This is a genomic window from Bacillus thuringiensis, assembly GCF_001455345.1.
Lineage (GTDB): Bacteria > Bacillota > Bacilli > Bacillales > Bacillaceae_G > Bacillus_A > Bacillus_A thuringiensis_N.
The window spans coordinates 3,367,824-3,393,351 of the sequence record NZ_CP013274.1 but is presented as its reverse complement, the minus strand read 5'-3'; the positions used below and the strand labels follow the sequence as shown (position 1 = coordinate 3,393,351).

The window sequence follows — 25,528 nt, the reverse complement described above, 5'->3', positions numbered from 1 at the left end:
GTTTATTTCCTCATATGTTATTACTCATGCCTTGTAAATGTAAAAGCTGCGGTATCCCCGCAGCTTTTTTGTATATATTTTTAATGTATAAAAATGGTAATTGAATAATGTAGGGCTCATTGGAATCTAATGAGTAGGTATCTTCATTGATGATAGAAATCAATCATAGTGAGGAGAAACAAAATGAATACGATGACTTTTGAAAAGTTACAATATAACGAATTAAAGGAAATAGTGAAATCATATTGTGTAAGTGGATTAGGTAAGGAATTATTAAATAAATTAGAGCCAAGTACGAGTATAAAAGTAGTGAGAAACCGCTTGAATGAAACGACGGAAGCGCGAGCTATAGTAGATGCAGAAGGGCATGTTCCTTTCTTCGGCATTTCAAATATTGCAAGTACAATTCAAAAATTAGAAAAAGGTATGATTTTAGACCCTGAAGAGTTAGTAAGTGTTTCAGACTTTTTACGCGGATGTAGAAAGATTAAAAAGTTTATGTTAGATAAAGAATTTTTTGCGCCAGTATTAGCTTCTTATGCAAATTCAATGACTGAATATAAAAGTATTGAAGAGGAAATCAACTTTTCTATTAAAGGAAATAGTATTGATGCAGCTGCGAGTAAAGAGTTAAAAAGAATTCGAAATAACATTGATTCTGTAGAAGGAAAAATAAAAGAGCGTTTAACGAAATTTTTAAATAGTAGTGCAAATAAGAAGTATATTCAAGAATTCTTTATTAGTAAGAAGGATGATAGGTATACGATTCCAATTAAATCTTCTTATAAAAATCAAGTAGCGGGAAGTATAGTTGAAGCGTCCGCTAAAGGTTCTACTGTATTTATAGAACCGCATACAGTTACAAAGTTAAATGTAGAACTCGCAAGTTTGAAAGCAGAAGAAGCGATGGAAGAGTATCAAATTTTAGCGACTTTATCAGGGATAGTAGTAGAAAACATTTATCATATAAAAATTAATATGGAATTGATTAGTCAATATGATATGGTATTTGCGAAAGCGAAGTTTAGTAAATCGATCGATGGGATAGAACCGAAATTAAATGATCATGGCTACATTCATTTAGTAAATTGTAAGCATCCGCTTTTAAGTGGGAAAGTAGTACCGCTACACTTTGAAATCGGTCAAAACTACCGTAGTTTAATTATTACAGGACCAAATGCGGGCGGGAAAACAATTGTGCTAAAAACAATTGGATTGTTAACTTTAGCGACAATGTCAGGCTTGCATATTGCTGGAGATAAAGAAACCGAAATTGCTATTTTCGAAAATGTATTTGTAGATATTGGTGATAATCAAAGTATTGAAAATGCACTAAGTACATTTTCATCACATATGAAAAATTTATCTGAGATTATGAGGATGTCAAATAATAATACGTTGCTATTATTTGATGAAATAGGAAGCGGGACTGAACCGAATGAAGGAGCAGCACTTGCAATTTCTATTTTAGAGGAGTTTTATCTTGCAGGATGTATTACAGTTGCGAGTACGCATTACGGTGAAATTAAACGCTTCTCAGAAATGCACGATGATTTTATGAATGCAGCGATGCAATTTAATAGTGAAACGTTAGAACCACTTTATAAATTAGTAATCGGTAAATCAGGTGAAAGTAATGCGCTTTGGATTGCAAATAAAATGAACGTAAGAGAACATGTACTGAAAAGAGCGAAAGAGTACATGGGAAATAAAGAATACGCATTAGAAAAAGTAAATGAAAGTAAAATTAGAAAACCGAAATTCGTGCAAGAAAAAAGAGAAAATCATTACGAGTACAAAATCGGTGATCGTGTAAATTTATTAGACTATGATGATTTTGGCATTATCTATAAGGAAATAGATAATTTCTATAATGTTGTTGTATATTATAACGGTGAATTTGTTGAAGTAAATGTAAAATGTATTACTTTAGAGGTAGCAGCAAAAGAATTATATCCAGAGGGATACGATTTAAATACACTATTTGTCGATTATAAAGAAAGAAAAATGCAACACGACATTGAGCGTGGATCAAAAAAAGCACTTCGTAAAATCCAAAAAGAAATAAGAAAGAATAGAGGATAAATTAAAATGGTAACGATTAGACAAGAACGACAAACCGATTATAGAAAAACGGAAGAAGTTGTACAACAAGCATTTTTAAATGAAGAATTTAGTGATAAAAAGGAACATGAACTTGTAAAGCGTATTAGAGAATGTGACGCGTTTGTTCCTGAGTTATCTATCGTTGCGGTAGACGAGGAAATAGTCGGTCATATTATGTTATCGAAAATTACGATAGAAAAGGATGGAGCTTCTGTAGATTCATTAGCGCTTGCACCAGTATCAGTTGCTACGGGCCATCAGAAAAAAGGGATTGGTGGAAAACTTATTGTAACTGCGTTAGAAAAGGCGAAAGAACTTGGATACGGGTCAGTTGTAGTGTTAGGACATCCAGAATACTATCCGAAATTTGGTTTTAAAAAAGCAAGTGAGTGGAACATAAAAGCACCATTTGAAGTGCCAGATGAAGTGTTTATGGTGATGGAATTAAGGGAGAATGCTCTTGAAGGTGTAAAAGGAATTGTACAATATTCGAGTGCTTTTGCAGAGTAGGAGTATCGGTTAAGAAATGTAATCATAAAAGATGCTATCTTTTTGTAGGGATATACAGAAAGATAGCTTTTTTATTAAGCAAATTTAATTACGTATATTTTGCTCAATGAATAATTGAGGTGGTAAAATTGAGATAGAAATGTAAAGGGAGAGAAAAAAGAATGAAGAATCGAGAAACAGATAGCAATGTAGTTACGTTATATGTTACAAGACATGGTAAAACAATATTAAATACGAACCATCGCGCGCAAGGTTGGGCAGACTCTCCGTTAGTAGAAAAAGGTGTGGAAGTTGCCTCTAATTTAGGAACGGGATTAAAAGATATTCATTTTACAAGTGCGTATAGTAGTGATAGCGGCCGAGCGATTGAAACTGCTAATTTAGTATTAAAATATAGTGAGCAATCAAAATTGAAACTTGAGAAAAGAAAAGATTTACGAGAATTAAATTTCGGTATTTTTGAAGGTGAAAAACTTGAAAATATGTGGGATGTGGTTGGAAAAGCTGCAGGCGTTGCATCACCAGAAGAACTTATGAAGTTTTCTATTCAAGAAGTTATTGATCTTATTAGAGCAGCAGATCCTACGAAACAGGCGGAAAATTGGGAGTTATTTTCTACTCGTATAAAAGCAGAGATAGATAAAATTAGTGAAGAAGCAGCTAAAGATGGTGGCGGTAACGTTTTAGTTGTCGTTCATGGGCTATTGATTACTACCTTAATAGAAATGCTAGACAGTAGTAAAACGAAACTTGGAGTGGAAAATGCTAGTGTGACGAAGATTGTATATCAAGATGGAACATATACAGTCGAGTCAGTTGGAGATATGAGTTATGTTGCAAAAGGGAAAGAAAGTGTGGAAATATAAAAAATCACATATAGAAATAAGAAAAGGAAGGTAGAGAAATCTAGCTTCCTTTTCATTTTTTTAGTACATCATTTATAAGGTTATATTGGGATGTTATGGTAAGTTTTTCTATTGTGTAGAGTGTTTCTTTGTTCAACAATTGGGTCATTTAATTGAATAAGGGCGTATTTTTTTGAATAGGACCACTTTGTTAAAAAGGATACATCCAATTTTTAGCGAATACAGGGTTATAAATAAGAAAAAGTGGTGAGGTAAATAGGAAAAGAATGTAATTCCTTTTTGGACAATAAAACGGAAAAATGTATAATTAACAGGCTTCAGAGCGCGGGTTGTGTTTTCGCAGAAGAAGAGACCCGGTTACTTATTTCAGCAGCCCGAACTCCAGAGGACCTCAAGAGAATGGTGGAAATGCGAGCCGATGGTTTACCACTTGAATATGTTGTTGGATACGCAGAATTTTGTGGGTTGCGGATAGAAGTGGACCGAGGTGTTTTCGTACCTCGTCAACGTACCGAGTTTCTTGTTCACCAAGCAGAAGCTCTGTTATGCTTTGGTGATATCGTCGTTGATCTATGTTGCGGTTCAGGTGCTGTCGGTGTAGCTCTGGCGGCAGCTTTAGGACGAGTTGAATTGTATTCTGTTGACATTGATCCTGTCGCAGTACGATGTGCTAGCCGCAACGTAACAAATTTCGGTGGCCATGTTTTTGAAGGTGACTTGTATAAAGCTTTGCCTCACGCACTTAAAGGCCATGTGAACATCTTAGTTGCCAACGTACCTTATGTTCCTACCGAGGCAATAAAGCTGCTTCCACAGGAGGCCCGCCTACATGAACCGAATGTGGCGCTAGACGGAGGAGAGGATGGACTCGACATTCAGCGAAGAGTAGCAAAAGAAGCATTTCTCTGGCTCGCACCGGGAGGGCATCTTTTAATAGAGACGAGTAAAATGCAGGCAACTCAGACCTTTGAAATCTTTGCTGGTGCTGGGCTTACCACAAGAGTGGCTAGAGACGAGGAACTAGACGCTACTGTCGTTATAGGATCGAATTCTAGTTTTTAGCATAAATCCGTACGTAATCTTACTCAAAAATGAAATGATAATTTCCTAGCAATATACAAATAAAAAAATCCATATTCAATTAAAGAGCGTTTTAATTGAGCAAGGAGCACAAAAATTATCAGAATTTATTCGAAAGCTATACTGGCCCGTTATTTGAAGAAGAAAGGAGATAACATATTAGTCATATAAAATATGTTATCTCCTTTCATTTATCAATTTTTTTCAATTTAGGTCTTGATAAAGCTTCTTTTTTTATTGGAACAATTATGGAATTAATAAAATCTTCCCTGTACTTTTTCTGCTCTCTAATAATTCATGGGCGCGAGCACCGTCTTGTAAAGAGAATGTAGTAGGACTCGCAATGTTTAATTTTCCAGTTGCGATCCAATCAAATAATTGAGTAGAGCGTTTTTTGCGTTCTTCATACGTAGTAAGAATGTTCCAAAGATCTCCACCAGTTAAAGTTTTTGAAGTATCCATAAGCATACGTGGATCAACAGGCGCAGGATTACCGCCGGCCATTCCGTAAAATACGACAGTACCACCAATTTTAGTAGCGTTAAAACTTTCCTCTAATGTAGAACCTACTGATTCATATACAACATTTACTCCAGTGCCGTTTGTTATTTCAAGTACTTTTGAATGCCATTTTTCCGTATATAAAAATACGTGATCAGCCCCAGCTAACGTGGCTACTTTGTTTTTTTCGGTTGATGACGTAAGACCAATTACTGTTCCGCCCTGTAGTTTAATCATTTGAATAAGAAGTTGACCAACGCCACCAGCCGCAGCATGGACTAAAGCTGTATCACCTTGTTTTATTTGATAGCTATCTTTCGTTAAATAATGTGCTGTTAATCCTTGTAATAAGACAGAAGCGGCTGTTTCAAAAGAAATAGAATCTGGTAGTGGGATTACTTTTTCTGATGGGACGGCAACTAGTTCTGCATTTGCAAATGGAACGTCAGCAAATGCAATACGGTCTCCAGGGCTGATAGTAGTAACATTAGCTCCTACTTTTTCAACAATACCAGCGCCTTCATAGCCTAATATATAGGGCGGATTACCAGCGAGATGATAATCGCCGCGGCGTCTATAAATATCAGCAAAATTTAAACCAATTGCTTTCGTACGAATAAGAATTTCATTTGGATTAATGATTGGATCAGAGATTTCTTTATATTGAAGTACATTAGCATCTCCGAATGTTTCGAAACAAAGTGCTTTCATATGGAATACCTCCATTTATATTGTTTGTCGATGCTCTTTATCATACAATATAAATATCAATAGACAAACAGGATTATTTCGATGAAATCAATCGGAAATATCGATTGAAAAGAGGGACGATAAATGGAGATAAAGCAGTTAATTACATTTAAAATAGCCGCGGATACTTTGAACTTTACACAAACTGCGAAGAAATTAAACTTTGCTCAATCGAGCGTGACAGCGCAAATTAAAACGTTAGAAACTGAGCTAGGTGCGCCGTTATTTGAAAGATTAGGGAAACGTCTTTTCTTAACTGAAGCAGGAAGGAAGTTTCAACTATATGCTGATAAGATGATTGCACTTAGTAACGAAGCGAAAATGGCTGTGAAAGATGATGAAGAAATAGCTGGTACGTTAACGATTGGTGCACAAGAAAGTCAGTGTACATATAGGCTTCCATCTATATTAAAGAGGTTTAAAGCACAATTTCCTCAAATAAAGCTTATATTTAAACCAGCGCATTCCAATAAAGATGCGAAGGAGCAATTGATGGAGGGAAAAGTCGATTTTGCATTTATTTTGGACGAATGTAAAACAGAAGATGCTTTACATGTGGAGCCGCTTATGAAAGAAGAATTAAAAGTAGTAGCTGCTTCAGGGCATCATTTACTCCAGCAAACTTCCGTTTCTATAAAAGATTTAGAGAAGGAAACACTTTTATTAACAGAAATAGGGTGCTCATATCGGACTTTATTTGAAGAGTTATTTCGTGCGAAAGACATATATCCAGCAAATAAGATTGAGTTTGTTAGTGTCGAGGCAATTAAACAATGCGTCATTGCGGATTTAGGTATAGCAGTTTTGCCAGCAATAGTAGTAGAAAAAGATATACGAGAGGGGACGATAAAAGAGTTACATTTAGAAAATGCAATCTCTCCGATTTTTACACAAATTGCTTGGCATAAAGATAAATGGATGACAGTGCCACTGCAGCAATTTATTGATGTAACGAGGGAGTTTTTTACAACGGATTAAGTGGAGAAATATTTATTTTATATAAAAGAAAAAATGGCAATTTTGTATAAAGAACCGATGCTTGAATATAACAAGTATCGGTTCTTTTTTGTTTTAAATATAGAATGCTATAAAATGTGTATTTCTCAACTTTTTTTCTTACAAGGATAAGTAAATTTCTTCGTATATTCCAATAATCGTAAGGGAATTTACAACTTTTATTCGTTTCTGTAAGATGCCTCTAGGCAGCACGAAAGGAGGGGCGTACATAGGGAGGAGATTGTCTTGAGTATACGTACTTATTTTGAGGGAGGAGATTTACAATGTTTAAAAAGTTAATGAAAGTATGTGTGTTAAGTGTAGCGAGTGTAGGGGTATTATTTAGTTTTCAAGGAAGTACATTTGCAGCAACCGATCTGAGTAGTTATTATGACGGGAAGAATCCAGCAACAACGAAAGTATACGGAGGCAGTACAACATGTGATGCAGATGGATTTAATGCAAAGTCTACAGCGGTGTATGAAGGTAGTAAAAAAGTAGGAACAGTGTATTTACGTTACAGTAATAAATGTCACGCGGCATGGTCTAAGCTTGTTTTAGATCAACCAGCACCTGCTGTTTCTGGAGGAGTATATGCTTACGCTGTTATTAATAAATATAAAAATGGTGTATTTCAAAAATCAGTAGATTCTAATAGTGGTAATGGAGCAATTAAAACGGGGCAAACGAGCACCTATACAGGAATGGTATTTGATTTAACTGCTGATTTTGGTTATACAGCTGATGCTGAAGCGGTGACGATTAATAATGGCTATGGGAAAACTGGACGTTATTAATAAAGGAGTGGAATTCTATGAAGCTTTTTAAAAAGGTAAGCGCATGTCTTTGTCTGGCATTGCTCGTCATAACTAGTGTTTTTAGTACGACGAATAATGATAAAGCATTTGCAGAAGACCATTCATATGATGGGAAAAGTCCTTACTACAATAGCTGTGATCAATCAGCGGTAACGAAAGAAAAGAAGTGGATTGATTCAAATTCTTATGTAGAATTAAAATTTAGCACGACTTGTAAGACAGCATGGGCAAAAGTTACTGTAACTCGTGCAGCGGTTTATAATAACGAAGCTGATGCAAGGATCGTCAGAAAAACCGATGGAAAGGCATATACTTGCGGAAGCGCTGGAGGAAATGGTGTCGTGAATAAAGGGCAAACATCATGCTATACGCCAATGGTATATGATTTAGATCCAAGAAAGGCACAAGCACAAGGGAAACATGCAATTCCGAATAGTGATGCATATAATTATGCTGAGACTATTTGGTATTAATACGATTATCAATGCGTTAAGAGCTGTTATTTGATATGAAAATGAAAGAGCCTTACTGCATTTTACTGTGGTAAGGTTCTTTAAAGTTGTTTAATAGCTTAAGACATTCATTTACAAAGGTCTCTCTATATAATCGCTTTTAAGTATGGCCATAATAATTTCATCCGAGTATGCATCGTTATAAAATAAAGATTGACGTAAAGTTCCTTCTTTTACAAAACCAACTTTTTCATAAGCTTTAATTCCGCGTAAATTATGGCTAAATACTTCTAACTGTAAACGATTTAATGATAGTTGTTCAAAAACAAATCTTAAAATTATTTTAATAGCTTCAGTTCCATAGCCTTGTCCTGTTACTGCTATGGAAAGCATTGATATTCTGAATCCTGCTCTTTTGTTCTCCTCATCGATATCTAAAATCGACAACTCTCCAATCATCTCGTCAGTGCGTGTTAAACAAATAGCAAAATCATAGCGACTTGAATCATTATTTATATAATCTATATGTTTCGTAATTTGTTCCAATGAAAAAGTGGACTTAGTTCCAGTCATATATCTTATTTCATCATCCATTGTACTTTCTAAAATAATAGGAGCATCTAGCTGACAAAGAGGCCTTAAATAAATTCTTTCACTCTCTAATCTCATTATAATTTTCTCCTTTAGTTAGTAATTGAATGTATAAATACTTAAACTTTCTTCAATGAGTTACACAAAAAATATGAATCTTAATTCGATGTTACATGAATTTTATAATGGTATGGTATACCTAAAACAAATGATAAAAGTTTTATACACAACAAAATGTATCAACAAGTTTTTTAATGATCGAATTAAATAAGGTCTGTATCAGGAGGATTGTATCCAAGATGACGAGCCATAGATACAATTTGTCCTTTATGGTGAAATTCATGTGTCTCCGTATGAGTTAAAAGCCATAGCGGAGTTGTACTCCAAGGTTCTTTTTGCCATTTCACTTCATTTGCTATATTTTCGAGCCAACGGTCATTGTATTCATCTAAAAAACGTTGTACAGTTTCATCTACTAACTTAAATCTAGCACGGACTTTCGTGACATCTGCATGCTCAATTTCATAATCACTAGCAAATGAAAAATCTGCCCGTTTTTGCTTGAATGCGAATGATCCAAGCCAGTATCGATAGCAATCGGCTACATGAATATGTGTCTTTATAATGCTACCGCTCCCGAAATTCGGAACAGTGCTATGTAATTTTTCTAATGGGATTTCTTCTAAAAATGTGAATAGAGTTTCTCTTGTAGCGCTAATAAGATTATATTGCTGTTTTAAAACATGTAACATGAAATTAACACTCCTCTTTTACTTACTAAACTATTTGTGTAGTAAGTAATTCTATATTTACGAGGGCGGAACCTTTTTATTGTTTTTACTAAGCATATTAGATGTATTTCTTCATTGTTTCTGATAGATTAAACAAGGTGAAACTTTAATAAAATGAACATTTTTAGTTCATAATAAATTGTACATCAAGAAGGGAAACGATAAAATGAATAGACTAGTTGGCTTGAAACAATTTGAAATAACGCGCGGGGCGTTACTTAAATTTATGGAAACGTTAGATGATAAAACTGCGGATACGCAGCCAGAGGGTTTTAACAATACAATTCGCTGGCATATCGGTCATGTGCTAACGGCAGCAGAAGTTTTCATGTTTGGAAAAGAATTCAAACAATTACCAACGGAATATCCAGGTATGTTTGGATATGGATCAAGACCATCTAAATGGAAAACAGAAGGACCGTCATTAGAAGTATTAACAGCCCAATTACAAGAACAAGCAAAACGTATTAACGAAATGCCAGCAGAAGCATTTGAAAATAAACTGCCAGAGCCATTTTTAGGACTAGAAACAGTTGGTGAGCTTTACGGTATGATGCTTTATCATGAAGCAGATCATATTGGTCAGATGAAAGCAATGGAACGTATTATTAAGGCTCTTTAGTTTGAATTGCATATAATAAACGAAATGACAGTAGTTTTGTCAAAATTGAGTTGTAAATAGTTACATTCTGAAAGCCCATCACTCTCTAATGAGTGATGGGCTAACTGTTTTTACATAATCAGCATTATCTTTTCGACTCCTTCAAATGTTTAAGTTGTGTAACAATCATAATGCTAATAACAACGAGTAAAAACCATGAGCTGATTTTACTTAAGTGAACGAGATTCCAAGCTTCCCGTTGATTTGGATATTGCCATGCACCGAAAAATGTTGCGATGTTTTCTGCAATCCAAATAAAGAATCCGATAAGAAAAAAGGAGAGAACGAGCGGCATTTTATATGTAACGCCTCGTAATGAAAATTCCACAAATGTTCGAAAGAAAACGATGAATAGAAGTAACGTTAAGAACCATCTAAAATCGTATAGAAAATGATGTGTGAAAAAATTGAAGTAAATCATTGCTCCTAGAGGTATTACAAAAATAGCTTTCGGCCAATGATACATTTGTAAATGTAGTCTTCTCCACGCTTGGCATATGTAACTTGCAACACTCGCATACATAAAGCCGCTGTAAAGCGGGACCCCAAAAATCCTTGAATACGCCTCTTCTGGATAACTCCATGAACCGAAATGAACTTTATATATTTCTAGTAAAAGGCCGATGAGGTGGAAGACAGTAATTACTTTTAATTCGTCTTTCGTCTCAAGGGCAGTCTTGTACATAACCCACTGCATAAGAAGGCATACGATGAGTATGAAATCGTAGCGGTATAACCCTGGGATCGAAACGATTTTTGAAAGGGCTAGTGTTAAGAAAATAACGACTGGGAATAAGCAGGATAATGCTTGTTCATAAGTAAAATAGAGTAGTTGTTTTATATATAACATTGCATCACCTTGGATATTTTTATTTGAAAACTCAAAATAATGATTAAGTATACTACACTTTTAAAAATAAGCTAGTAGTCTATTTTGCGTGTATTTGTAAGTTTTGGAAGGGAATTGTAATAAGTATTTTAATATTTAGCGAAGTGAAAAAATAGTTTGCTATTTAAAAAAAGTGGCGATATAATATCTAAATGAAATTGATAATTATTATCAATAATAATTACAAATAAAAAATGTTTATAAAAAAACAACTGAATATAAAGGATGAAATGAAACATGTTACATAAGCCTGCTGTATATGCTGGCAATAATCGCTGGCTACATATTAAGTTCATATGTTTCATGAGCTTAACAATTTTATGTTTAATCGGCTCTATATTTTTAGCTGTTGCATTTGGTGCAAAGGATATCCATTTGCAAACCGTATGGACAGCGGTTTTTGATTATAATCCGAAATTAACGCAGCACCAAATTATTTATGAATTAAGACTCCCAAGGGTAATTGGTGCAGCAGTTGTAGGAGCAGCTTTTGCAGTGGCTGGAGCTGTTATGCAGGGCGTAACACGAAATCCTTTAGCGGATGCAGGTGTGCTTGGCATAAATGCAGGTGCGATGTTTGTAGTAGCACTTAGTTTTGCCTTTTTCCCGCATATGCCGTATTCCTATTTGATGATTGTCTCCTTTATTGGAGCGGTCTTAAGTACAGTGCTCATTTTTATTATCGGATCAGCAACATCAGGCGGGTTAACACCGATGAGATTAACGATAGCTGGGGCAGTTATGGCTGCGCTTTTACATTCGTTAAGTTCAGGTGTCGCGATTTATTATGACTTAAGTCAAGATTTAGCGTTTTGGTACGCTGGTGGTGTTGCAGGGGTTAAGTGGGAACACTTGAAATTTTTAGTTCCTATTATTCTCATAACAATTGTTTTTGCGACAGTGTTAGGGCGGTCTATTTCACTCATATCAATGGGGGATGATGTCGCTACGAATTTAGGAGTAAAAACAAATCGAACGAGAATACTAGGAATGATTATAGTAGTCATTCTTGCAGGGGTATCTGTTTCAGCTGTTGGCTCTATTGGATTTGTAGGACTAGTTATCCCGCATAGTGCTAGAAAATTAGTTGGTGTTAATTATCGACTCATTATTCCTATGTCAGCATTTTTAGGAGCTATGTTATTAGTTTTAGCTGACTTAGGGGCAAGAACAGTAAATCCTCCTAAAGAACTTGCAATAGGAATTATGGTAGCTCTTGTTGGAGTTCCATTCTTCCTCTATATAGCACGTAAAGTTGGGAGGGAGTTGTAAGTGAAGAAGATTCTAAACACGGATAAAAAGAGAGCCGTTACTGTAACTATAATATTTGGTTGTATTGGTATCGCTGTCATTTTACTTAGCTTAAATACGGGGACACTTAGCATTGCACCGCTCAAAGTAATTCAAACGCTTTTTGGTCATGGTGATTTTGAGAGTGCAACCGTGCTATACGATTATCGTATGCCAAGAATTATAATCACAATGTTAGCTGGTATTGGCCTTGGGATTTCCGGTGCGATTTTGCAAGGGTTATCACGTAATGCGTTGGCCGATCCTGGTATTCTTGGACTGCATTCAGGTGCATCTTTCGGGCTAATTATATTCGTTACTTTCTTTCATTCTATTAATGAGAATGCATCGATTTTAATACCGTTATTTACATTTGGCGGAGGAGTATTAGCTGCATTTCTTATTATTTTACTTGCGAGTGATCGGTCAAAAGGTTTACTTCCCATTAGACTTATTCTCGTTGGTATTGCGGTTTCAGCTGGCTTTAGTGCAATTTCGTTATTTTTCTCTCTCAAGTTAAATGATGAGACATATACATTCGCTTCTAGATGGCTAGTTGGTAACGTGTGGGGGAGGGATTGGATTCATGTCCTAGCATTATTACCTTGGATTTTCATACTAACCCCATATGCATGGCTAAAATCTAAAACGTTAAATGCATTGTCACTAGGTGATAGTGTAGCGGCAGGACTTGGTGTTTCTGTTCAAAAAGAACGGTTATTACTATTAGCTACAGCGGTTGGATTATCTTGCGCAAGTGTATCGATGGCAGGAGGGATTGGTTTTATCGGTTTAGTTGCTCCGCATATCGCAAGGAAGTTAGTAGGTACTACATATCAACACTTTCTTCCTTTAGCTGGCATTATGGGAATGATTATTTTAGTACTAGCAGATACGATAGGCCGTTCTATATTTGAGCCAAATTCTATTCCGGCTGGTGTAGTAGTGGCCGCATTAGGAGCACCGTATTTTCTTTATTTACTTACAAAAACAAAATAAATACTTCAAAGAGGAGAACATATGAAAAAGAAACTTACTATTTTATTTAGCATCATGTGTATTTTAGTATTAGCAGCATGTGGTCAAACGAAATCTAATGAAGAGGCAACGAAAAAAACGGAAAAAAGTAATGACCCCAAAATTGCTTCAATGTCTATTCATTTAACGAATGATTTACTTGCATTAGGAATTACACCAGTAGGTTCTGTTATTGGTGGAGATTTAAAAGATTTTTTACCGCACGCTAAAGAGAAGTTGAAAGATACGAAGAAGCTTGGTGTTGTAACAGATCCGAATATGGAAGCGTTACTTCAATTAAAGCCAACTGACATTTATGTTGATGAAAAATATGCTGGTAAAGATGTAGCGAAATACGAAAAAATTGCAAAAACACATTCTTTCAATTTAGATGAAGGTACGTGGAGAGAGCATTTAAAACAAGTTGGTAAACTTGTAAACCGTGAGAAAGAAGCAGATAAATATATTCAAGATTACGAAGAGCAATCAAAACGAGTAAAAGGTTTAATAGATAAAGAGCTAGGTAATAACGAAAAAGTAATGGCAATTCGCGTTACTGCAAAAGAATTGCGTGTATTTAGTACGAAAAGACCGATGGGACCAATTTTATTCCAAGACTTAGGATTACAACCTGCAAATGGTGTAGAGAAAATCGATGGAAACCGTCCTTTCGAAGTCATTTCACAAGAAGTATTACCTGACTTTGATGCAGATGCTATTTTCGTTGTAGTAAACAGAGATGATAAGGCAAAAGCTGCATTTAAACAACTTCAAGAAACACCAATTTGGAAAGACTTAAAAGCTGTTAAAGGTAAACACGTTTACATTATTAATGATCAACCATGGCTTGACTATTCTGCTTTAGGTAACAAAATGGCAATGGATGAAGCGGAGAAAATGTTTACGAAATAATATTCGCTATTAGGAAAGGCCCTCTAAATTTGGAGGGCTTTTTATTATTGTTAGAATAAACGAAAAATTATACAATGAAGTTAATTTCGTGTAGAGGAGATGTGCCAATGTCAGCGCTTATTGTAAGTATCTCGTTTATAAAGCAGTTTATGGAACAAGGGGATAAATAGGCTAAAATAAGTATCCCCGTTATTAAAAAAGGGGGAATTTGAAATGATGATGAATCTTTTTCAAAATAAAACGATTAAATTATCAGCTATTAGAGAATCAGATGCTAAAGTAATGGCTATGTGGCAAGAAGATAGTGAGTATTTAAGAAATGTCGATACAGATGTAGCGTTTCCGCAATCGTTTCAAGAAATAGCAAGTGATGGGCTATTAAAGGGACGGAGATCGAATAGTGTACCTTTCATGTTGAGGACAGTTCAAGATGATCGTTTAATTGGTTTTGTTGCAATTCATAGTATAGAGTGGAATAACAGAACAGGGTTATTAGCAATTGGTATAGGAGATGCAAATGATAGAGGGAAGGGATATGGAAGAGAAGCGATCCATCTTATTTTAAAGTATTCTTTTTATGAATTGAATTTACACCGTGTCGGTCTTGATGTTATTTCTTATAACAAAGCTGCTATTGAATTGTATAAAAAGATGGGTTTTCAGATGGAAGGCTGTATGAGAGAAGCAGTGCAAAGAGATGGGAAGTGTTTTGATCGTGTCATTATGGGGATATTGCGGGATGAATGGATTATGCTACAAGATTAGAAAGTACATTCAATATTATACATGTAATATGCAGGAGATATAATGGTAATTGGCGAATTTTTACAGTGAACTGATTGAATTTATCCCGCGTTAACGGGCAGTAAAACTCCCACCTCAAAATTTAGTTGGAGCAAAGAAGTTAGGTGGGAGTCGGGCTGTCCGTAAACGTCCGATTGGTTCAACTAATAATCAGTGGGGGATGAACAACCACCCCACTGATTAAAGTTTCACTTTATAAGGAGTCATGCAAAATGAATTTAGAAAAAGCAAAACCAGTAAATGAAGAGGTCGCTGAATTAAAGGAACTAATTAAAGAATTGCACGGAAGTGTACATCAACTTCAAAGTGAAGTGCAGCAACTAAGGCACGAAAGACCAGTTGTTGAAGTGAGAAAAGGTGTTCAATTATCACCAACAATTGTCGGACAAATTGGTGGTATGATTTTAGGTGGGTTAGCAATTATCGGGATATTTTGGTGATAAAAAAGGTTTGCAGCATCATGCTGCAAACCTTTTTTATTTGACGATATAATTTCACACACTACAACTTTTACATTAAATAACGTAAATAAATATAAGCGTGTGATAACAATAATGCAATAATAGTTAACGGTAACCCAATTTTTAAGAAGTCCATATATGAAAAAGCATGTCCTTCACGTTTTGCAATACCAGCAACGACTACGTTTGCTGATGCTCCGATTAATGTTCCGTTTCCTCCTAAGCAAGCTCCAAGTGATAATGCCCACCATAGTACTTCGATTTGTGGAGAATCAACAGATAGTCCGAGTCCTGTAGCTAAGTCTTGAATAAGTGGTATCATCGTTGCGACAAATGGGATATTGTCAATTGTTGCAGATGCGATACCTGATACCCATAAAATAAGTATCGCAGCGAAACCGATATCTCCATTTGTAACGTCGATTACTTCTTTTGCGAGTGAAGAAATAAGGCCGATATCAATTAAACCACCAACGAGAACGAATAGTCCGGCGAAGAAGAAAATGGTTACCCATTCAACGTGGGCAAATACATCTTCAATATCATGTTCTTTCACGCCAATTAACATAAGAAGTGTAGCACCTGTCATTGCAATTACCGCAGCGTCTACATGAATAATGGAATGAAGTACAAAGCCTAAAATAGTTAGTCCTAAAATCGAAATGGATTTTAAAAGGAGGCTTTGATCTTTAATATAATCTTTTTCATTTAATGCCATTAATTTTTCGATTTGCTCAGGTGTTGTTTTTAGTTTGTTACGATACATGAAGTAAATAATGCCAAGTGTCACGATAGAAATAATAATTACGATAGGAGCTAAGTTAAGTAAAAAGGCATTGAAGTCTAAATGCTTATTTGCAGATCCAATCATAATGTTCGGTGGATCACCGATTAATGTTGCTGTTCCGCCTATATTTGAAAATAATACTTCTGAAATTAAATAAGGAACAGGATTAACTTTTAAAATACGTGTAATGGATAGTGTAACAGGTACGATTAATAATACGGTTGTTACGTTGTCCAAAAATGCTGATCCGACAGCAGTTAATAGGGATAGCAATAATAAAATACGGATTGGTTTTCCGCCAGCTGCTTTTGCCGCTTTAATGGCCACAAATTCAAAAACGCCTGATTGACTCGTAATATGTACGAGAATCATCATCCCAATTAAAAGGGTAATCGTTTCCCATTGAATATGTGATGTGAAAGCAGTATGTAAATCTACAACTCCAAAAATAATCATAATAGCAGCACCGAATAGTGCAATTACAGCACGATTCAATTTCTCAGAAATAATAAATCCGTACGTGACTAAAAATACGGCAATTGCAAAATAATATTGCCAATTTGCTACTTCATGTGCTGATTGTTCCAATCATGTCACCTTCTTTAAAGTATGTATTCAATTGTAAACATGCATCCTTCTGCATAATTTATATTGTAGCAAATTCAAAAAAGAAAGAAAACTATTTAACAAAGTGAAGGAAAAAATGTGTTTTTTACATATGATATAAAAAAATAAAGAAACACAGTGCAAATTATTAGGAAAAGTGAGAGTTGTCCTCTAATATAGAGATAGCAATTTACATTATTTTTGCGTAAAATGGTTTAAAGAGGTGAATTCCGATGGAAATAGTAAAAGATAGTTCTCTTATTCAAAATGAAATTGAACGTTTTGTAAATAAAGATGTATATATTCATTTAGAAACGACGAATGGAGCGTACGCGTCACACTTTAATGAAAAGATGATGACAGTTGGAGCATTCATTCGAAATGCAATTATTCGCTTTGAGCGCGGGAAAATAACTGGAACAAACCCATACCGAGTTGGTTTGAAAATGGATCATGGCTGGGTATATGCTGAAGGTATTACACACTGGGAAGTAGACGATAAAGAACGTTTATTACTAGCAGGGCATGATAATCAAGGCCGCTTAGCAGTTGCACTTGAGTTAAGCTTAACGCCATTTAAGTAAGAAGGAGGGAAACTTATGGAGAGACATGTACTTGTTGTATTTCCGCATCCAGATGATGAAGCATTTGCTGCAGGAGGAACAATTCGCTTATTAACAGATCAAGGAGTACCTGTAACGTATGCGTGTGGTACTTTAGGACAAATGGGACGTAACATGGGAAAAAACGTGTTCGCTAACCGTGAAACGATTCCAAATATCCGTAAAAAAGAATTGAAAGATGCATGTGAAGCGATGGGGATTCAAGACTTAAGAATGCTTGGTTTCCATGATAAAACGTTAGAATTTGAAGATGTTGATTTCGTAGCAGATAAAATTGAAGCGATCATTCAAGAAGTAAATCCATCTCGAATTATTACATTTTATCCAGAGCACGGCGTACATCCAGATCATGATGCATTTGGCCGCGCTGTCGTTCGCGCTGTATCACGTATGTCAAAAGAAGAACGTCCAGTTATTCATGCGGTTGCGATTACGAAAAACCGCGAAGCTGTACTAGGTGAGCCGGATGTTGTAAATAATATTAGTGAAGTATTCGAGCATAAATTAGCTGCACTAGGTGCGCATCGTTCACAAACAGAAGCAATGCTTGAAGAAACACACGCGAAAATCAAAAACAAAGATGCAGCAACATTAAAATGGTTGCAACTTGAACAATTTTGGACTTATAAATGGGAGTAGGCTAGAAGGGATCCTTCTAGTAGCTCTTACATAGAAAAAGCACCGTCACTTGTGACGGTGCTTTTTTTGTTGAAGACTATATATTTTTTAGAGATATGCTTCAAAGTTTTAAAATTAATGTGCAGTATAGCCTCCATCAACAAGAAGTGTTGTACCATTAACAAAACTAGCATCATCACTTGCTAAAAATAAGACAGCTTTTGCTACTTCTTCTGGTGTTCCAAGTCTGCCTTGTGGATGAAGTGAAGCTAAATATTCTTTCTGTTGAGGATTAACACTACTAAGTAAAGGGGTGTCAATATAGCCAGGACAGACCGCGTTAATACGTATTCCATATTTAGCGTAGGCAGTACATAAATTTTGAGTTAATAGTTTCACACCACCTTTTGCAGAGGAGTATGCTGTTGGGGTAGGTAATGAAACAAAACTATGAATCGAACCAGCATTAACGATGACACCGCCTGTACCTTGTTTAAGAAATTGTTCAATCGAATATTTATCAGAAAGGAATACCCCAGACAAGTTAATATCAATGGTTCTTTTCCATTTTTCGTAGGATAATTCGTTTGCCGGTGCATCATCAGCAACGCCGGCATTGGCATACATAATATCTAATTTACCGTATGTACTTACTGTCTCATGGATTAGCTGTTTAATATCTGCCTCTTTTGTTACATCGGTTTTAATAAATAACGTATTATATCCATGTGCATTCAATTCATCTGATAGATCTTTTCCACGTTCAGAAAAGTCAGCAATAACTACTTTTGCACCTTCTTTGATAAAAAGGCGAACAGTAGATTCGCCAATTCCACTTGCACCACCAGTTATGATTGCTACTTTGTCTTTTAATTTCATATAAACCTCTCCATTCATCAATGAATTTAAGTCGAATTTTTTTAATTTGGTTATATTACCATTAACCTTAAATAGTAAGTAGATAGAAGGAAAAGCTTGCGTTTACTTAATTGTGAGAGTGCTATTTTTTTATTGTAATTTTTTATACAGTGATGGACGAAAATATTAATTAAGTCAATTTTATCATTAGATTGAATATTCGGTAAAGGGTTCTCGAATAGGGGGAGTGCTGAAGCTAAACTACTGATCTACATAGATATAACGAGGGAGATTTACATATAGTTGCTCTTTTTATTTTATTAATTAACAAATTTTCGAACTTGCTGATGATGTAGTGGAATTAAATGAGTCGGTTGTTTTTAGATTGAATCAGAACTAAAAACAGCAAAAATAAATCGTTGAATAATAATTATTTATTGAAAAACAATAAACAACATGTTAATATCAAATTGAAAATTAGTAAGAGAGGTTTTTTTTATAAAATGTAAAACGAATGTTATGTACTAAAAAGAAATTGATAGAAATTAGGAAAGTTATATATTTTAATAGCAAAAAAGAAAAGGGAGTTAGAGCATGATTAATACAACAGTAAAGAAAGTTATCTTAATTGCAGGTGGTTTGTATATTACATATTTAGTAGGTGTAGCCATATTAGCGGAATCTATACCATATCCTACATCTCAACAACTTACAGAAGCTGAAAAAGTAGTTGAACGTTATATAGGTGAAAATAATGGAGTTAAACTGATAAATACATCTAGCAGCTTCACGGCTGAGATGTTCGATCGTTCAATTCATATTGAAGGGAATTCAAAAGAGAATCCAGAACAAGTATTTCGAATGGATTTAGATCGAGTTTCTAATGAAAATGAAAGAATAACAGAAAAATCTATAAATAATATTTGTAAATCAAATGATGGAGGAAAGAATTTTACGTGTGTTGATGCAGAATAGCTAAAGGTGGGATGTGTAGCAGTATAGTAACGGTTAATAACTACTATTCTAGTTAAATAGGAAAAAGCCTCGCAGGGGGGCGAGGCTTTAAACAGGGTATTAAAAATTATCGATTCATTAAGAATAACTTTTTTTGAATAAACTAATTTTAGCATGATAACTCATATATATGTGTTACGAATTTATGGACAAAAAATCAATGATAAGAATATAGAAAAGATAATAATTTATTTGTAATCTGTATCATTACATAAAGTTCGAGTGGAATAGAGAGTATACTTTTGTATGGTGTAATAAAGATATAGTCTACTTACGGAAATAGGTAGGCTATTTTTTATACAGAAAAGCCAACTTGAGGTAAAGTCCTTGTTAAGAAATAGGGTAAGAACAAGAAGTTTTAAGGAGAGATAAGGTCGTTCAACAGATAAAGATATTGTATTTGAAACACGTGATTATTCGTGGATTAAGTTCTATTTTTGATGAAAAATCTATAAAAGACATTACAATCCCTAGAACTGATATTTAGTAATGATTTAAAAGAAACATATATTTTGAATTATTTAATAGAATAATATATATTTATATTGATTTAATGATTCTAGTTTGTTAAAAATGGGGAAATCAATATGAAGGTTAAATTTGCCGTAATAAAAGATGAGAACTTTGATTGTAGTTTATTGGAAACAAAATTATTGAAAACTTTTAAAGAAGTAGATTGTGAAGCAGATATTGTAAAGGTTGAGGATGAAATTTTTGAAAACAATGACATACAAATGAATTTATCAGAAATAACCATTAATGTTACTGGGAAAAATATGGGGTATAGGTTCGTTTCAGCTAGTATATTTATTGTTTTAGAGAGTTTATCAATACAGCTGTTTCGTATTAATATTAGTATACATTAAGCAGCTAACAAAGTGGACTCTTCATAAAATTATACTGACTATATTGAGTTGTAAATATGAAAGTGTTGATTAAAACAATAGAAATTATCGTAGGTGCTCCCGGATGTTGAATTGCACCTTGTTTGTTGTTAAATAAACAAGGGATTTATCTTAATCGCATATTATCTTAACGCTGAAATTGACAGTCTCAAGGCTGAGCAAAAAGAAATTATGAGAGACATTCGAAATTTAGAAACGCGTACCACTATTAATGAGAAAGACATAGCAACAATCAATAAGCAATTAGAAAAAATAAGTACAAACACAACTTAGATTTTGCGGATTATTATTAGTGCGATAGTAATGTCAAAAAGGGATGATTTAATCTTGTGAAATAGGACGATATAAAAGAAAGAGGGGAGCTCCCTCTTTCTTTTATATAAATGAGAAGCTATAAATTTTCCGTTTCTTTTTCATCTGCATACTTTTCCTCTAAAGAAATTAATAGAGTAATTAACCCAATTACTACGATAATTAATGTAATTATAAAAGATTTAGAAAGAGAGAAATGACCTTCAATTAAAAGTGGTAAAAACTTGAATGAAAGTATACTAGCTAATAAGGAAATTACTAAAATACTAAAAAGGGCTATATTTTTATTATTGATAGATGTTTGTAAAAAATCTTTAATAAAACCAGTAGAGACAAATATAGTTAATATGATCAGTGAAATAAAATAATGTGTTACATTTGTCATACTAATAGTAGGGTCATCTATGATATAGGCAAGTAACTTAGATATTAATATACCGCCAAACAATAGAATGATAAAAGCGAGTAATTCTGTTGACATATAAGTGCTGAAATTAGTTTTCTTTTTAAAGAGCTTATAGCTTAGAGTAGCCTGGATTATTTGCATGATAAATAGAGCGATAATCCACACATAATAGACAAGTGGTAATTCTCCTGAGAATAGAGAGATTAGGAAATTTATTACTGTTCTTAAAATTTCAATCATTACGGAAGGCCTCCTGTTTGTAGGCTTGCGATATTAAAATATGATAGTCTATCGTTTAATAATTAAATTTATCGATTCAAACTATTTCTAATTATTCCATAAAAAGGTGGTTGCATCAAGTTATCTTTTTAACAATCCTCCAAGGCCGAGCACTAGAAAAAGAAACGCAATATGTAATATAATTGAAAAAGTATATTTAAAAATCGATGTTAATATTACCCTCCTATAAGTATTAACATACGTAATTGAGGTGTTTTCTTTGTTGTTTTATGAGCGAATTTCTATAATGGCCCCTCCTGTTCCGTAGCTAAGGAAAGTCTTTTTATTTCTGAGATTTTCAAAGTTATAGGAGGGTATGAAAAATGAAAAAAGTCTCAGTACCATCACTTTTATTAATGATCATTCTTGTTGCATTTCCGCAAATTAGTGAAACAATTTACACACCGTCTTTACCTGATATTTCAAAGGCGTTACATGTAAGTAATAATGAGGTACAGTTAACACTTAGTGTGTATTTTGCTGGATTTGCTTTAGGTGTATTTTTTATTGGATGGCTATCAGATATAATTGGTCGTCGCCCAGCAATGTTATTTGGAATTGTTGTATATGGTGTTGGGAGTTTCTTATGCTTTATTGCAAATTCCATTGAAGTTTTATTGGTAAGTCGTTTTATTCAAGCGTTTGGAGCAAGTGCAGGATCAGTTGTGACACAAACGATTCTACGTGAAAGTGTAGAGGGGCATAAGCGCCACGTTATGTTTGCTCAAATTTCGGCAGTTATTGCTTTTACACCAGCGATAGGGCCGTTAATTGGTGGCTTTCTTGATCAAATGTTTGGATTTAAAATCGTATTTTTGAGTTTAGTAGTTATGAGTATCGGGATTTTTCTGTATACGTTTGTTTCTCTTCCAGAAACAAAAACGGACTCGGTAACGAATAAAATAAATGTGTTTTCAGTCTTGAAGAGGTTAATTACAAATCCGAAAGTAGTAACATATGGGGTATTAATTGGAGGAGCAAATGGTGTTTTATTTAGCTATTATGCAGAAGCACCGTTTATCTTTATTGAATACTTTCAGTTGTCGCCTAGTATGTATGGATTTTTAGGAATTGTTGTTGCTTCTGCTTCTATTATTGGGGCGAAAGTTTCAAAACAATTGCTTGCCACGTATAAACCAGAGAAAATTATATATATTGGTTGTCTTGTAATGACAGTGGGAGCTATCCTTTTATCTGTTATTACGTTTGTTGGATTAAATCCCAACGTAGTATATATGATTGGATTTTTAGTAGCGATGTTTATATTGCTATTAGGAATCGGGATAGCGCTACCTAACTGTTTAAGTTTAGCATTGGTAGATTTCCAAGATGTTATTGGTACAGCAGGAGCATTGTTTAGCTTAGGATACTATGTAATTGTAACGATAACAATTTGGGGAATGAGCCAACTGCATACGGGTTCGTTACTCGTGATGCCACTTTATTTTCTAGCTATAGTCGTTATCATGATGGTGTTTACTAAAATGTTTATTTTAGGTAAACAAACTTCAAAAATGATTTAAATATGAAATGGTAAAGAGTCTCATTTTTAATGAGACTCTTTTATATTTTATGAAAATGATAAGTGGATATACGAACAAAAATTAAAGGTATTATTAAGGAAAAGGGAAAAGCTGAAGAGAAAAGTTTTCCACTTTCTGGTGTATTGTTGATTGTTTTAAGTGTAGTTATATATATCTTAAAGTAGGAGAAGGTATAGAAAATTTTTAGCTGTGGTAATGGGAAAAATAAGAGATGTAGAAGATAGTGACTTTGTAGTTCTATTAATATATTAAATTTCCGCTTGGTGCGTTAATTGCATGTGTAAGCAATTACAGTACAAACTATAATTAGTGAAATAACCGAGGAGGAAATACTCTCCTCGGTTATTTATATTGTAATAATATTCATACCGGAATCATATTGAATAGATGTATTTTATTGTTAATTTAGTTAAAAATTAATCAGACTTATGTATAATGATTTATTGAAAAAATAATTGAATTTTTCAGATTAATGAATTAATATAAGGTAAGTAATTTTAAGATTTATAGAATATTGGAAGATGAAAGGTTTTGAGAATTTTATTAGAAGCACAAAACGATTTTAGGATAGCTTTAAAGCTAGTGTAAAATGACGTTTGCTTCATCATTTTCAGGGCCGAAAGGAATTAGGGGAAAGCATCTTGTTTTAAAATGCGGCTATGAATCATCTAAGAGGGGGAAGTGAAGTGGCAAACAAAGAATTGAAAAGAGGTTTAGAAGCACGTCATATTCAAATGATTGCTTTAGGCGGAACAATTGGTGTTGGTTTGTTTATGGGATCAGCCAGCACGATTAAATGGACAGGTCCGTCAGTAATGCTTGCTTATGCAATTGCAGGTATTTTTATCTTCTTCATCATGCGTGCCATGGGAGAAATGTTGTATATGGAGCCAAGTACAGGCTCATTTGCAACGTTCGGTCATAAGTATATTCATCCGCTAGCTGGTTATATGACAGCGTGGAGTAACTGGTTCCAGTGGGTTATCGTTGGAATGTCAGAGATTATCGCGGTTGGAGCATATATGCAATATTGGTTCCCTGATTTACCAGCTTGGATACCAGGTGTAATTGCAATGGTTATTCTTGGTGCAGCTAACTTAATTTCTGTGAAGTCATTTGGCGAATTTGAATTTTGGTTTGCGATGATTAAAATCGTTACGATTCTATTAATGATTATTGCGGGATTTGGACTTATTTTCTTTGGAATTGGTAACGGCGGAGAAGCAATTGGTATATCAAATCTTTGGTCAAATGGCGGTTTCTTTACAGGTGGTTTTTCGGGATTCTTCTTTGCATTATCACTTGTAGTTGGAGCGTATCAAGGAGTGGAATTAATCGGTATTACTGCTGGTGAAGCGAAGAATCCGAAGAAGACACTTACAAGAGCGATTCAAAGTACAATTTGGCGTATTTTAATTTTCTACATTGGTGCGATTTTCGTTATTGTAACTGTATATCCGTGGGATCAATTAAGTACAATTGGTAGTCCGTTCGTAGCAACTTTTGCGAAAGTTGGTATTACGGCAGCGGCTGGACTTATTAACTTCGTTGTTATTACAGCAGCAATGTCTGGTTGTAATAGTGGTATTTATAGTGCTGGTCGTATGCTGTATACGTTAGGTGTAAATGGACAAGCACCGAAATATTTCACGAAACTTTCTGGAAATGGTGTACCTTTATTTGGTACAGTTGGTGTGATTATCGGTTTAGCGGTTGGTGTTGTATTAAGTTATATCGCACCGAAAAACTTATTCGTCTATGTATATAGTGCGAGTGTACTTCCTGGTATGGTACCATGGTTCGTTATTTTAATTAGTCAAATTAATTTTAGAAAAGAAAAGGGAGCAGAGATGAAAGATCATCCGTTCAAAATGCCATTTGCTCCTGTTACAAACTATTTAACAATTGCCTTTTTAATTATGGTATTAATCGGAATGTGGTTTAACGATGATACGCGCATTTCATTAGTTGTAGGTATTATTTTCTTAGCTATCGTTACAATTAGTTTCTATGCTTTCGGAATAGGAAAGCGAACTCCGTTAGACGTTCAAAATGATCAAGAGATTTCAAGTAAATAAAGA

The 25,528-nt window shown here is 34.5% G+C and carries 26 protein-coding genes; 19 read left to right on the top strand and 7 right to left on the bottom strand.

Features of this window, described 5'->3' with window-relative positions:
* Window positions 1-183: 183 nt before the first annotated feature.
* The 4 genes from ATN06_RS17650 (at window position 184) to ATN06_RS17635 (ending at window position 4,544) form a co-directional block, all read left to right on the top strand.
* Window positions 184-2,085 carry an endonuclease MutS2 gene (locus ATN06_RS17650; protein WP_060631724.1) on the top strand — a complete coding sequence of 634 codons (1,902 nt, stop codon included), beginning with the start codon at window positions 184-186 and terminating at the stop codon, window positions 2,083-2,085.
* Window positions 2,086-2,091: 6 nt separating this feature from the next.
* On the top strand, window positions 2,092-2,616 hold the full coding sequence (locus ATN06_RS17645; protein ID WP_060631723.1) for a GNAT family N-acetyltransferase: 525 nt from the start codon (window positions 2,092-2,094) through the stop codon (window positions 2,614-2,616).
* A gap of 161 nt (window positions 2,617-2,777) precedes the next feature.
* Complete coding sequence (locus ATN06_RS17640) at window positions 2,778-3,482, top strand: histidine phosphatase family protein (protein ID WP_060631722.1); 705 nt, start codon at window positions 2,778-2,780, stop codon at window positions 3,480-3,482.
* 279 nt (window positions 3,483-3,761) lie between these two features.
* Window positions 3,762-4,544, top strand: coding sequence for a putative protein N(5)-glutamine methyltransferase (locus tag ATN06_RS17635; RefSeq protein WP_088116109.1), 783 nt, complete (start codon window positions 3,762-3,764; stop codon window positions 4,542-4,544).
* A 264-nt stretch (window positions 4,545-4,808) separates the two neighbouring features.
* Here ATN06_RS17635 and ATN06_RS17630 read toward each other — a convergent pair whose 3' ends face one another.
* On the bottom strand, window positions 4,809-5,774 hold the full coding sequence (locus ATN06_RS17630) for a quinone oxidoreductase family protein (protein ID WP_060631721.1): 966 nt from the start codon (window positions 5,772-5,774) through the stop codon (window positions 4,809-4,811).
* 123 nt (window positions 5,775-5,897) lie between these two features.
* On the opposite strand from ATN06_RS17630, the gene ATN06_RS17625 reads away from it, so the two are divergent.
* The 3 genes from ATN06_RS17625 (at window position 5,898) to ATN06_RS17615 (ending at window position 8,100) form a co-directional block, all read left to right on the top strand.
* On the top strand, window positions 5,898-6,791 hold the full coding sequence (locus ATN06_RS17625) for a LysR family transcriptional regulator (protein WP_060631720.1): 894 nt from the start codon (window positions 5,898-5,900) through the stop codon (window positions 6,789-6,791).
* Between the two features lie 302 nt (window positions 6,792-7,093).
* Entirely contained in the window at window positions 7,094-7,606 is a 513-nt protein-coding gene (locus tag ATN06_RS17620) for a DUF2690 domain-containing protein (protein WP_060631719.1), read from the top strand.
* 17 nt (window positions 7,607-7,623) lie between these two features.
* Window positions 7,624-8,100: a DUF2690 domain-containing protein gene (locus ATN06_RS17615; RefSeq protein WP_060631718.1), complete on the top strand. Its 477-nt coding sequence runs from the start codon at window positions 7,624-7,626 to the stop codon at window positions 8,098-8,100.
* A 111-nt stretch (window positions 8,101-8,211) separates the two neighbouring features.
* Here the strand turns inward: ATN06_RS17615 and ATN06_RS17610 are convergent, their stop codons facing one another.
* Window positions 8,212-8,748 carry a GNAT family N-acetyltransferase gene (locus tag ATN06_RS17610; RefSeq protein WP_060631717.1) on the bottom strand — a complete coding sequence of 179 codons (537 nt, stop codon included), beginning with the start codon at window positions 8,746-8,748 and terminating at the stop codon, window positions 8,212-8,214.
* Between the two features lie 185 nt (window positions 8,749-8,933).
* On the bottom strand, window positions 8,934-9,422 hold the full coding sequence (locus ATN06_RS17605; RefSeq protein ID WP_060631716.1) for a DinB family protein: 489 nt from the start codon (window positions 9,420-9,422) through the stop codon (window positions 8,934-8,936).
* Between the two features lie 205 nt (window positions 9,423-9,627).
* Here ATN06_RS17605 and ATN06_RS17600 point away from each other — a divergent pair, with 205 nt between their 5' ends.
* Window positions 9,628-10,083, top strand: a complete 456-nt coding sequence (locus ATN06_RS17600; protein WP_060631715.1) for a DinB family protein — start codon at window positions 9,628-9,630, stop codon at window positions 10,081-10,083.
* A 124-nt stretch (window positions 10,084-10,207) separates the two neighbouring features.
* On the opposite strand, the gene ATN06_RS17595 is transcribed toward ATN06_RS17600, so the two are convergent.
* Window positions 10,208-10,972 (bottom strand): DUF817 domain-containing protein, encoded by a 765-nt coding sequence (locus ATN06_RS17595; protein ID WP_060631714.1) that lies wholly within the window; start codon window positions 10,970-10,972, stop codon window positions 10,208-10,210.
* Window positions 10,973-11,248: 276 nt separating this feature from the next.
* Here ATN06_RS17595 and ATN06_RS17590 point away from each other — a divergent pair, with 276 nt between their 5' ends.
* The 5 genes from ATN06_RS17590 to ATN06_RS17570 all read left to right on the top strand — a co-directional run bounded on the left by ATN06_RS17590 (window position 11,249) and on the right by ATN06_RS17570 (window position 15,474).
* Window positions 11,249-12,283 (top strand): FecCD family ABC transporter permease, encoded by a 1,035-nt coding sequence (locus tag ATN06_RS17590; protein WP_060631713.1) that lies wholly within the window; start codon window positions 11,249-11,251, stop codon window positions 12,281-12,283.
* Window positions 12,284-13,300 carry a FecCD family ABC transporter permease gene (locus ATN06_RS17585; protein WP_060631712.1) on the top strand — a complete coding sequence of 339 codons (1,017 nt, stop codon included), beginning with the start codon at window positions 12,284-12,286 and terminating at the stop codon, window positions 13,298-13,300.
* Between the two features lie 21 nt (window positions 13,301-13,321).
* Entirely contained in the window at window positions 13,322-14,230 is a 909-nt protein-coding gene (locus ATN06_RS17580) for an iron-hydroxamate ABC transporter substrate-binding protein (protein ID WP_060631711.1), read from the top strand.
* Between the two features lie 213 nt (window positions 14,231-14,443).
* Window positions 14,444-14,995 carry a GNAT family N-acetyltransferase gene (locus tag ATN06_RS17575; protein WP_060631710.1) on the top strand — a complete coding sequence of 184 codons (552 nt, stop codon included), beginning with the start codon at window positions 14,444-14,446 and terminating at the stop codon, window positions 14,993-14,995.
* 251 nt (window positions 14,996-15,246) lie between these two features.
* On the top strand, window positions 15,247-15,474 hold the full coding sequence (locus ATN06_RS17570) for a coiled-coil domain-containing protein (protein ID WP_001047304.1): 228 nt from the start codon (window positions 15,247-15,249) through the stop codon (window positions 15,472-15,474).
* Window positions 15,475-15,544: 70 nt separating this feature from the next.
* Here the strand turns inward: ATN06_RS17570 and ATN06_RS17565 are convergent, their stop codons facing one another.
* Entirely contained in the window at window positions 15,545-16,870 is a 1,326-nt protein-coding gene (locus tag ATN06_RS17565; protein WP_060631709.1) for an ArsB/NhaD family transporter, read from the bottom strand.
* Between the two features lie 251 nt (window positions 16,871-17,121).
* On the opposite strand from ATN06_RS17565, the gene ATN06_RS17560 reads away from it, so the two are divergent.
* On the top strand, window positions 17,122-17,472 hold the full coding sequence (locus tag ATN06_RS17560) for a YojF family protein (protein WP_000407039.1): 351 nt from the start codon (window positions 17,122-17,124) through the stop codon (window positions 17,470-17,472).
* A 15-nt stretch (window positions 17,473-17,487) separates the two neighbouring features.
* Entirely contained in the window at window positions 17,488-18,150 is a 663-nt protein-coding gene (gene bshB2 / locus ATN06_RS17555; protein ID WP_000439476.1) for a bacillithiol biosynthesis deacetylase BshB2, read from the top strand.
* Between the two features lie 114 nt (window positions 18,151-18,264).
* Here the strand turns inward: bshB2 and ATN06_RS17550 are convergent, their stop codons facing one another.
* On the bottom strand, window positions 18,265-19,008 hold the full coding sequence (locus ATN06_RS17550) for an SDR family NAD(P)-dependent oxidoreductase (protein WP_060631708.1): 744 nt from the start codon (window positions 19,006-19,008) through the stop codon (window positions 18,265-18,267).
* A gap of 573 nt (window positions 19,009-19,581) precedes the next feature.
* Between ATN06_RS17550 and ATN06_RS17545 the strand changes: the two genes are divergently transcribed.
* Together ATN06_RS17545 and ATN06_RS17540 are read left to right on the top strand one after the other, a co-directional pair.
* Window positions 19,582-19,962: a hypothetical protein gene (locus tag ATN06_RS17545; protein ID WP_060631707.1), complete on the top strand. Its 381-nt coding sequence runs from the start codon at window positions 19,582-19,584 to the stop codon at window positions 19,960-19,962.
* 626 nt (window positions 19,963-20,588) lie between these two features.
* A complete protein-coding gene (locus ATN06_RS17540; protein WP_046954667.1) occupies window positions 20,589-20,867 on the top strand; it encodes a hypothetical protein in 279 nt (92 codons plus the stop codon).
* A 430-nt stretch (window positions 20,868-21,297) separates the two neighbouring features.
* Here the strand turns inward: ATN06_RS17540 and ATN06_RS17530 are convergent, their stop codons facing one another.
* Entirely contained in the window at window positions 21,298-21,864 is a 567-nt protein-coding gene (locus ATN06_RS17530; protein WP_060631706.1) for a DUF5823 family protein, read from the bottom strand.
* 362 nt (window positions 21,865-22,226) lie between these two features.
* Here ATN06_RS17530 and ATN06_RS17525 point away from each other — a divergent pair, with 362 nt between their 5' ends.
* Window positions 22,227-23,426 (top strand): multidrug effflux MFS transporter, encoded by a 1,200-nt coding sequence (locus tag ATN06_RS17525; protein ID WP_060631705.1) that lies wholly within the window; start codon window positions 22,227-22,229, stop codon window positions 23,424-23,426.
* Between the two features lie 707 nt (window positions 23,427-24,133).
* Entirely contained in the window at window positions 24,134-25,525 is a 1,392-nt protein-coding gene (locus ATN06_RS17520) for an amino acid permease (RefSeq protein ID WP_001284431.1), read from the top strand.
* Window positions 25,526-25,528: the final 3 nt, after the last annotated feature.

Excerpts from the sequence above, each read along its gene's own strand:
- ATN06_RS17650 (WP_060631724.1), top strand. The coding sequence starts at position 184 with ATGAATACGATGACTTTTGAAAAGTTACAATATAACGAATTAAAGGAA.
- ATN06_RS17645 (WP_060631723.1), top strand. The coding sequence starts at position 2,092 with ATGGTAACGATTAGACAAGAACGACAAACCGATTATAGAAAAACGGAA.
- ATN06_RS17640 (WP_060631722.1), top strand. The coding sequence starts at position 2,778 with ATGAAGAATCGAGAAACAGATAGCAATGTAGTTACGTTATATGTTACA.
- ATN06_RS17630 (WP_060631721.1), bottom strand. The coding sequence starts at position 5,774 with ATGAAAGCACTTTGTTTCGAAACATTCGGAGATGCTAATGTACTTCAA.
- ATN06_RS17625 (WP_060631720.1), top strand. The coding sequence starts at position 5,898 with ATGGAGATAAAGCAGTTAATTACATTTAAAATAGCCGCGGATACTTTG.
- ATN06_RS17620 (WP_060631719.1), top strand. The coding sequence starts at position 7,094 with ATGTTTAAAAAGTTAATGAAAGTATGTGTGTTAAGTGTAGCGAGTGTA.
- ATN06_RS17615 (WP_060631718.1), top strand. The coding sequence starts at position 7,624 with ATGAAGCTTTTTAAAAAGGTAAGCGCATGTCTTTGTCTGGCATTGCTC.
- ATN06_RS17610 (WP_060631717.1), bottom strand. The coding sequence starts at position 8,748 with ATGAGATTAGAGAGTGAAAGAATTTATTTAAGGCCTCTTTGTCAGCTA.
- ATN06_RS17605 (WP_060631716.1), bottom strand. The coding sequence starts at position 9,422 with ATGTTACATGTTTTAAAACAGCAATATAATCTTATTAGCGCTACAAGA.
- ATN06_RS17600 (WP_060631715.1), top strand. The coding sequence starts at position 9,628 with ATGAATAGACTAGTTGGCTTGAAACAATTTGAAATAACGCGCGGGGCG.
- ATN06_RS17595 (WP_060631714.1), bottom strand. The coding sequence starts at position 10,972 with ATGTTATATATAAAACAACTACTCTATTTTACTTATGAACAAGCATTA.
- ATN06_RS17590 (WP_060631713.1), top strand. The coding sequence starts at position 11,249 with ATGTTACATAAGCCTGCTGTATATGCTGGCAATAATCGCTGGCTACAT.
- ATN06_RS17580 (WP_060631711.1), top strand. The coding sequence starts at position 13,322 with ATGAAAAAGAAACTTACTATTTTATTTAGCATCATGTGTATTTTAGTA.
- ATN06_RS17575 (WP_060631710.1), top strand. The coding sequence starts at position 14,444 with ATGATGATGAATCTTTTTCAAAATAAAACGATTAAATTATCAGCTATT.
- ATN06_RS17570 (WP_001047304.1), top strand. The coding sequence starts at position 15,247 with ATGAATTTAGAAAAAGCAAAACCAGTAAATGAAGAGGTCGCTGAATTA.
- ATN06_RS17560 (WP_000407039.1), top strand. The coding sequence starts at position 17,122 with ATGGAAATAGTAAAAGATAGTTCTCTTATTCAAAATGAAATTGAACGT.
- bshB2 (WP_000439476.1), top strand. The coding sequence starts at position 17,488 with ATGGAGAGACATGTACTTGTTGTATTTCCGCATCCAGATGATGAAGCA.
- ATN06_RS17550 (WP_060631708.1), bottom strand. The coding sequence starts at position 19,008 with ATGAAATTAAAAGACAAAGTAGCAATCATAACTGGTGGTGCAAGTGGA.
- ATN06_RS17545 (WP_060631707.1), top strand. The coding sequence starts at position 19,582 with ATGATTAATACAACAGTAAAGAAAGTTATCTTAATTGCAGGTGGTTTG.
- ATN06_RS17540 (WP_046954667.1), top strand. The coding sequence starts at position 20,589 with ATGAAGGTTAAATTTGCCGTAATAAAAGATGAGAACTTTGATTGTAGT.
- ATN06_RS17530 (WP_060631706.1), bottom strand. The coding sequence starts at position 21,864 with ATGATTGAAATTTTAAGAACAGTAATAAATTTCCTAATCTCTCTATTC.
- ATN06_RS17525 (WP_060631705.1), top strand. The coding sequence starts at position 22,227 with ATGAAAAAAGTCTCAGTACCATCACTTTTATTAATGATCATTCTTGTT.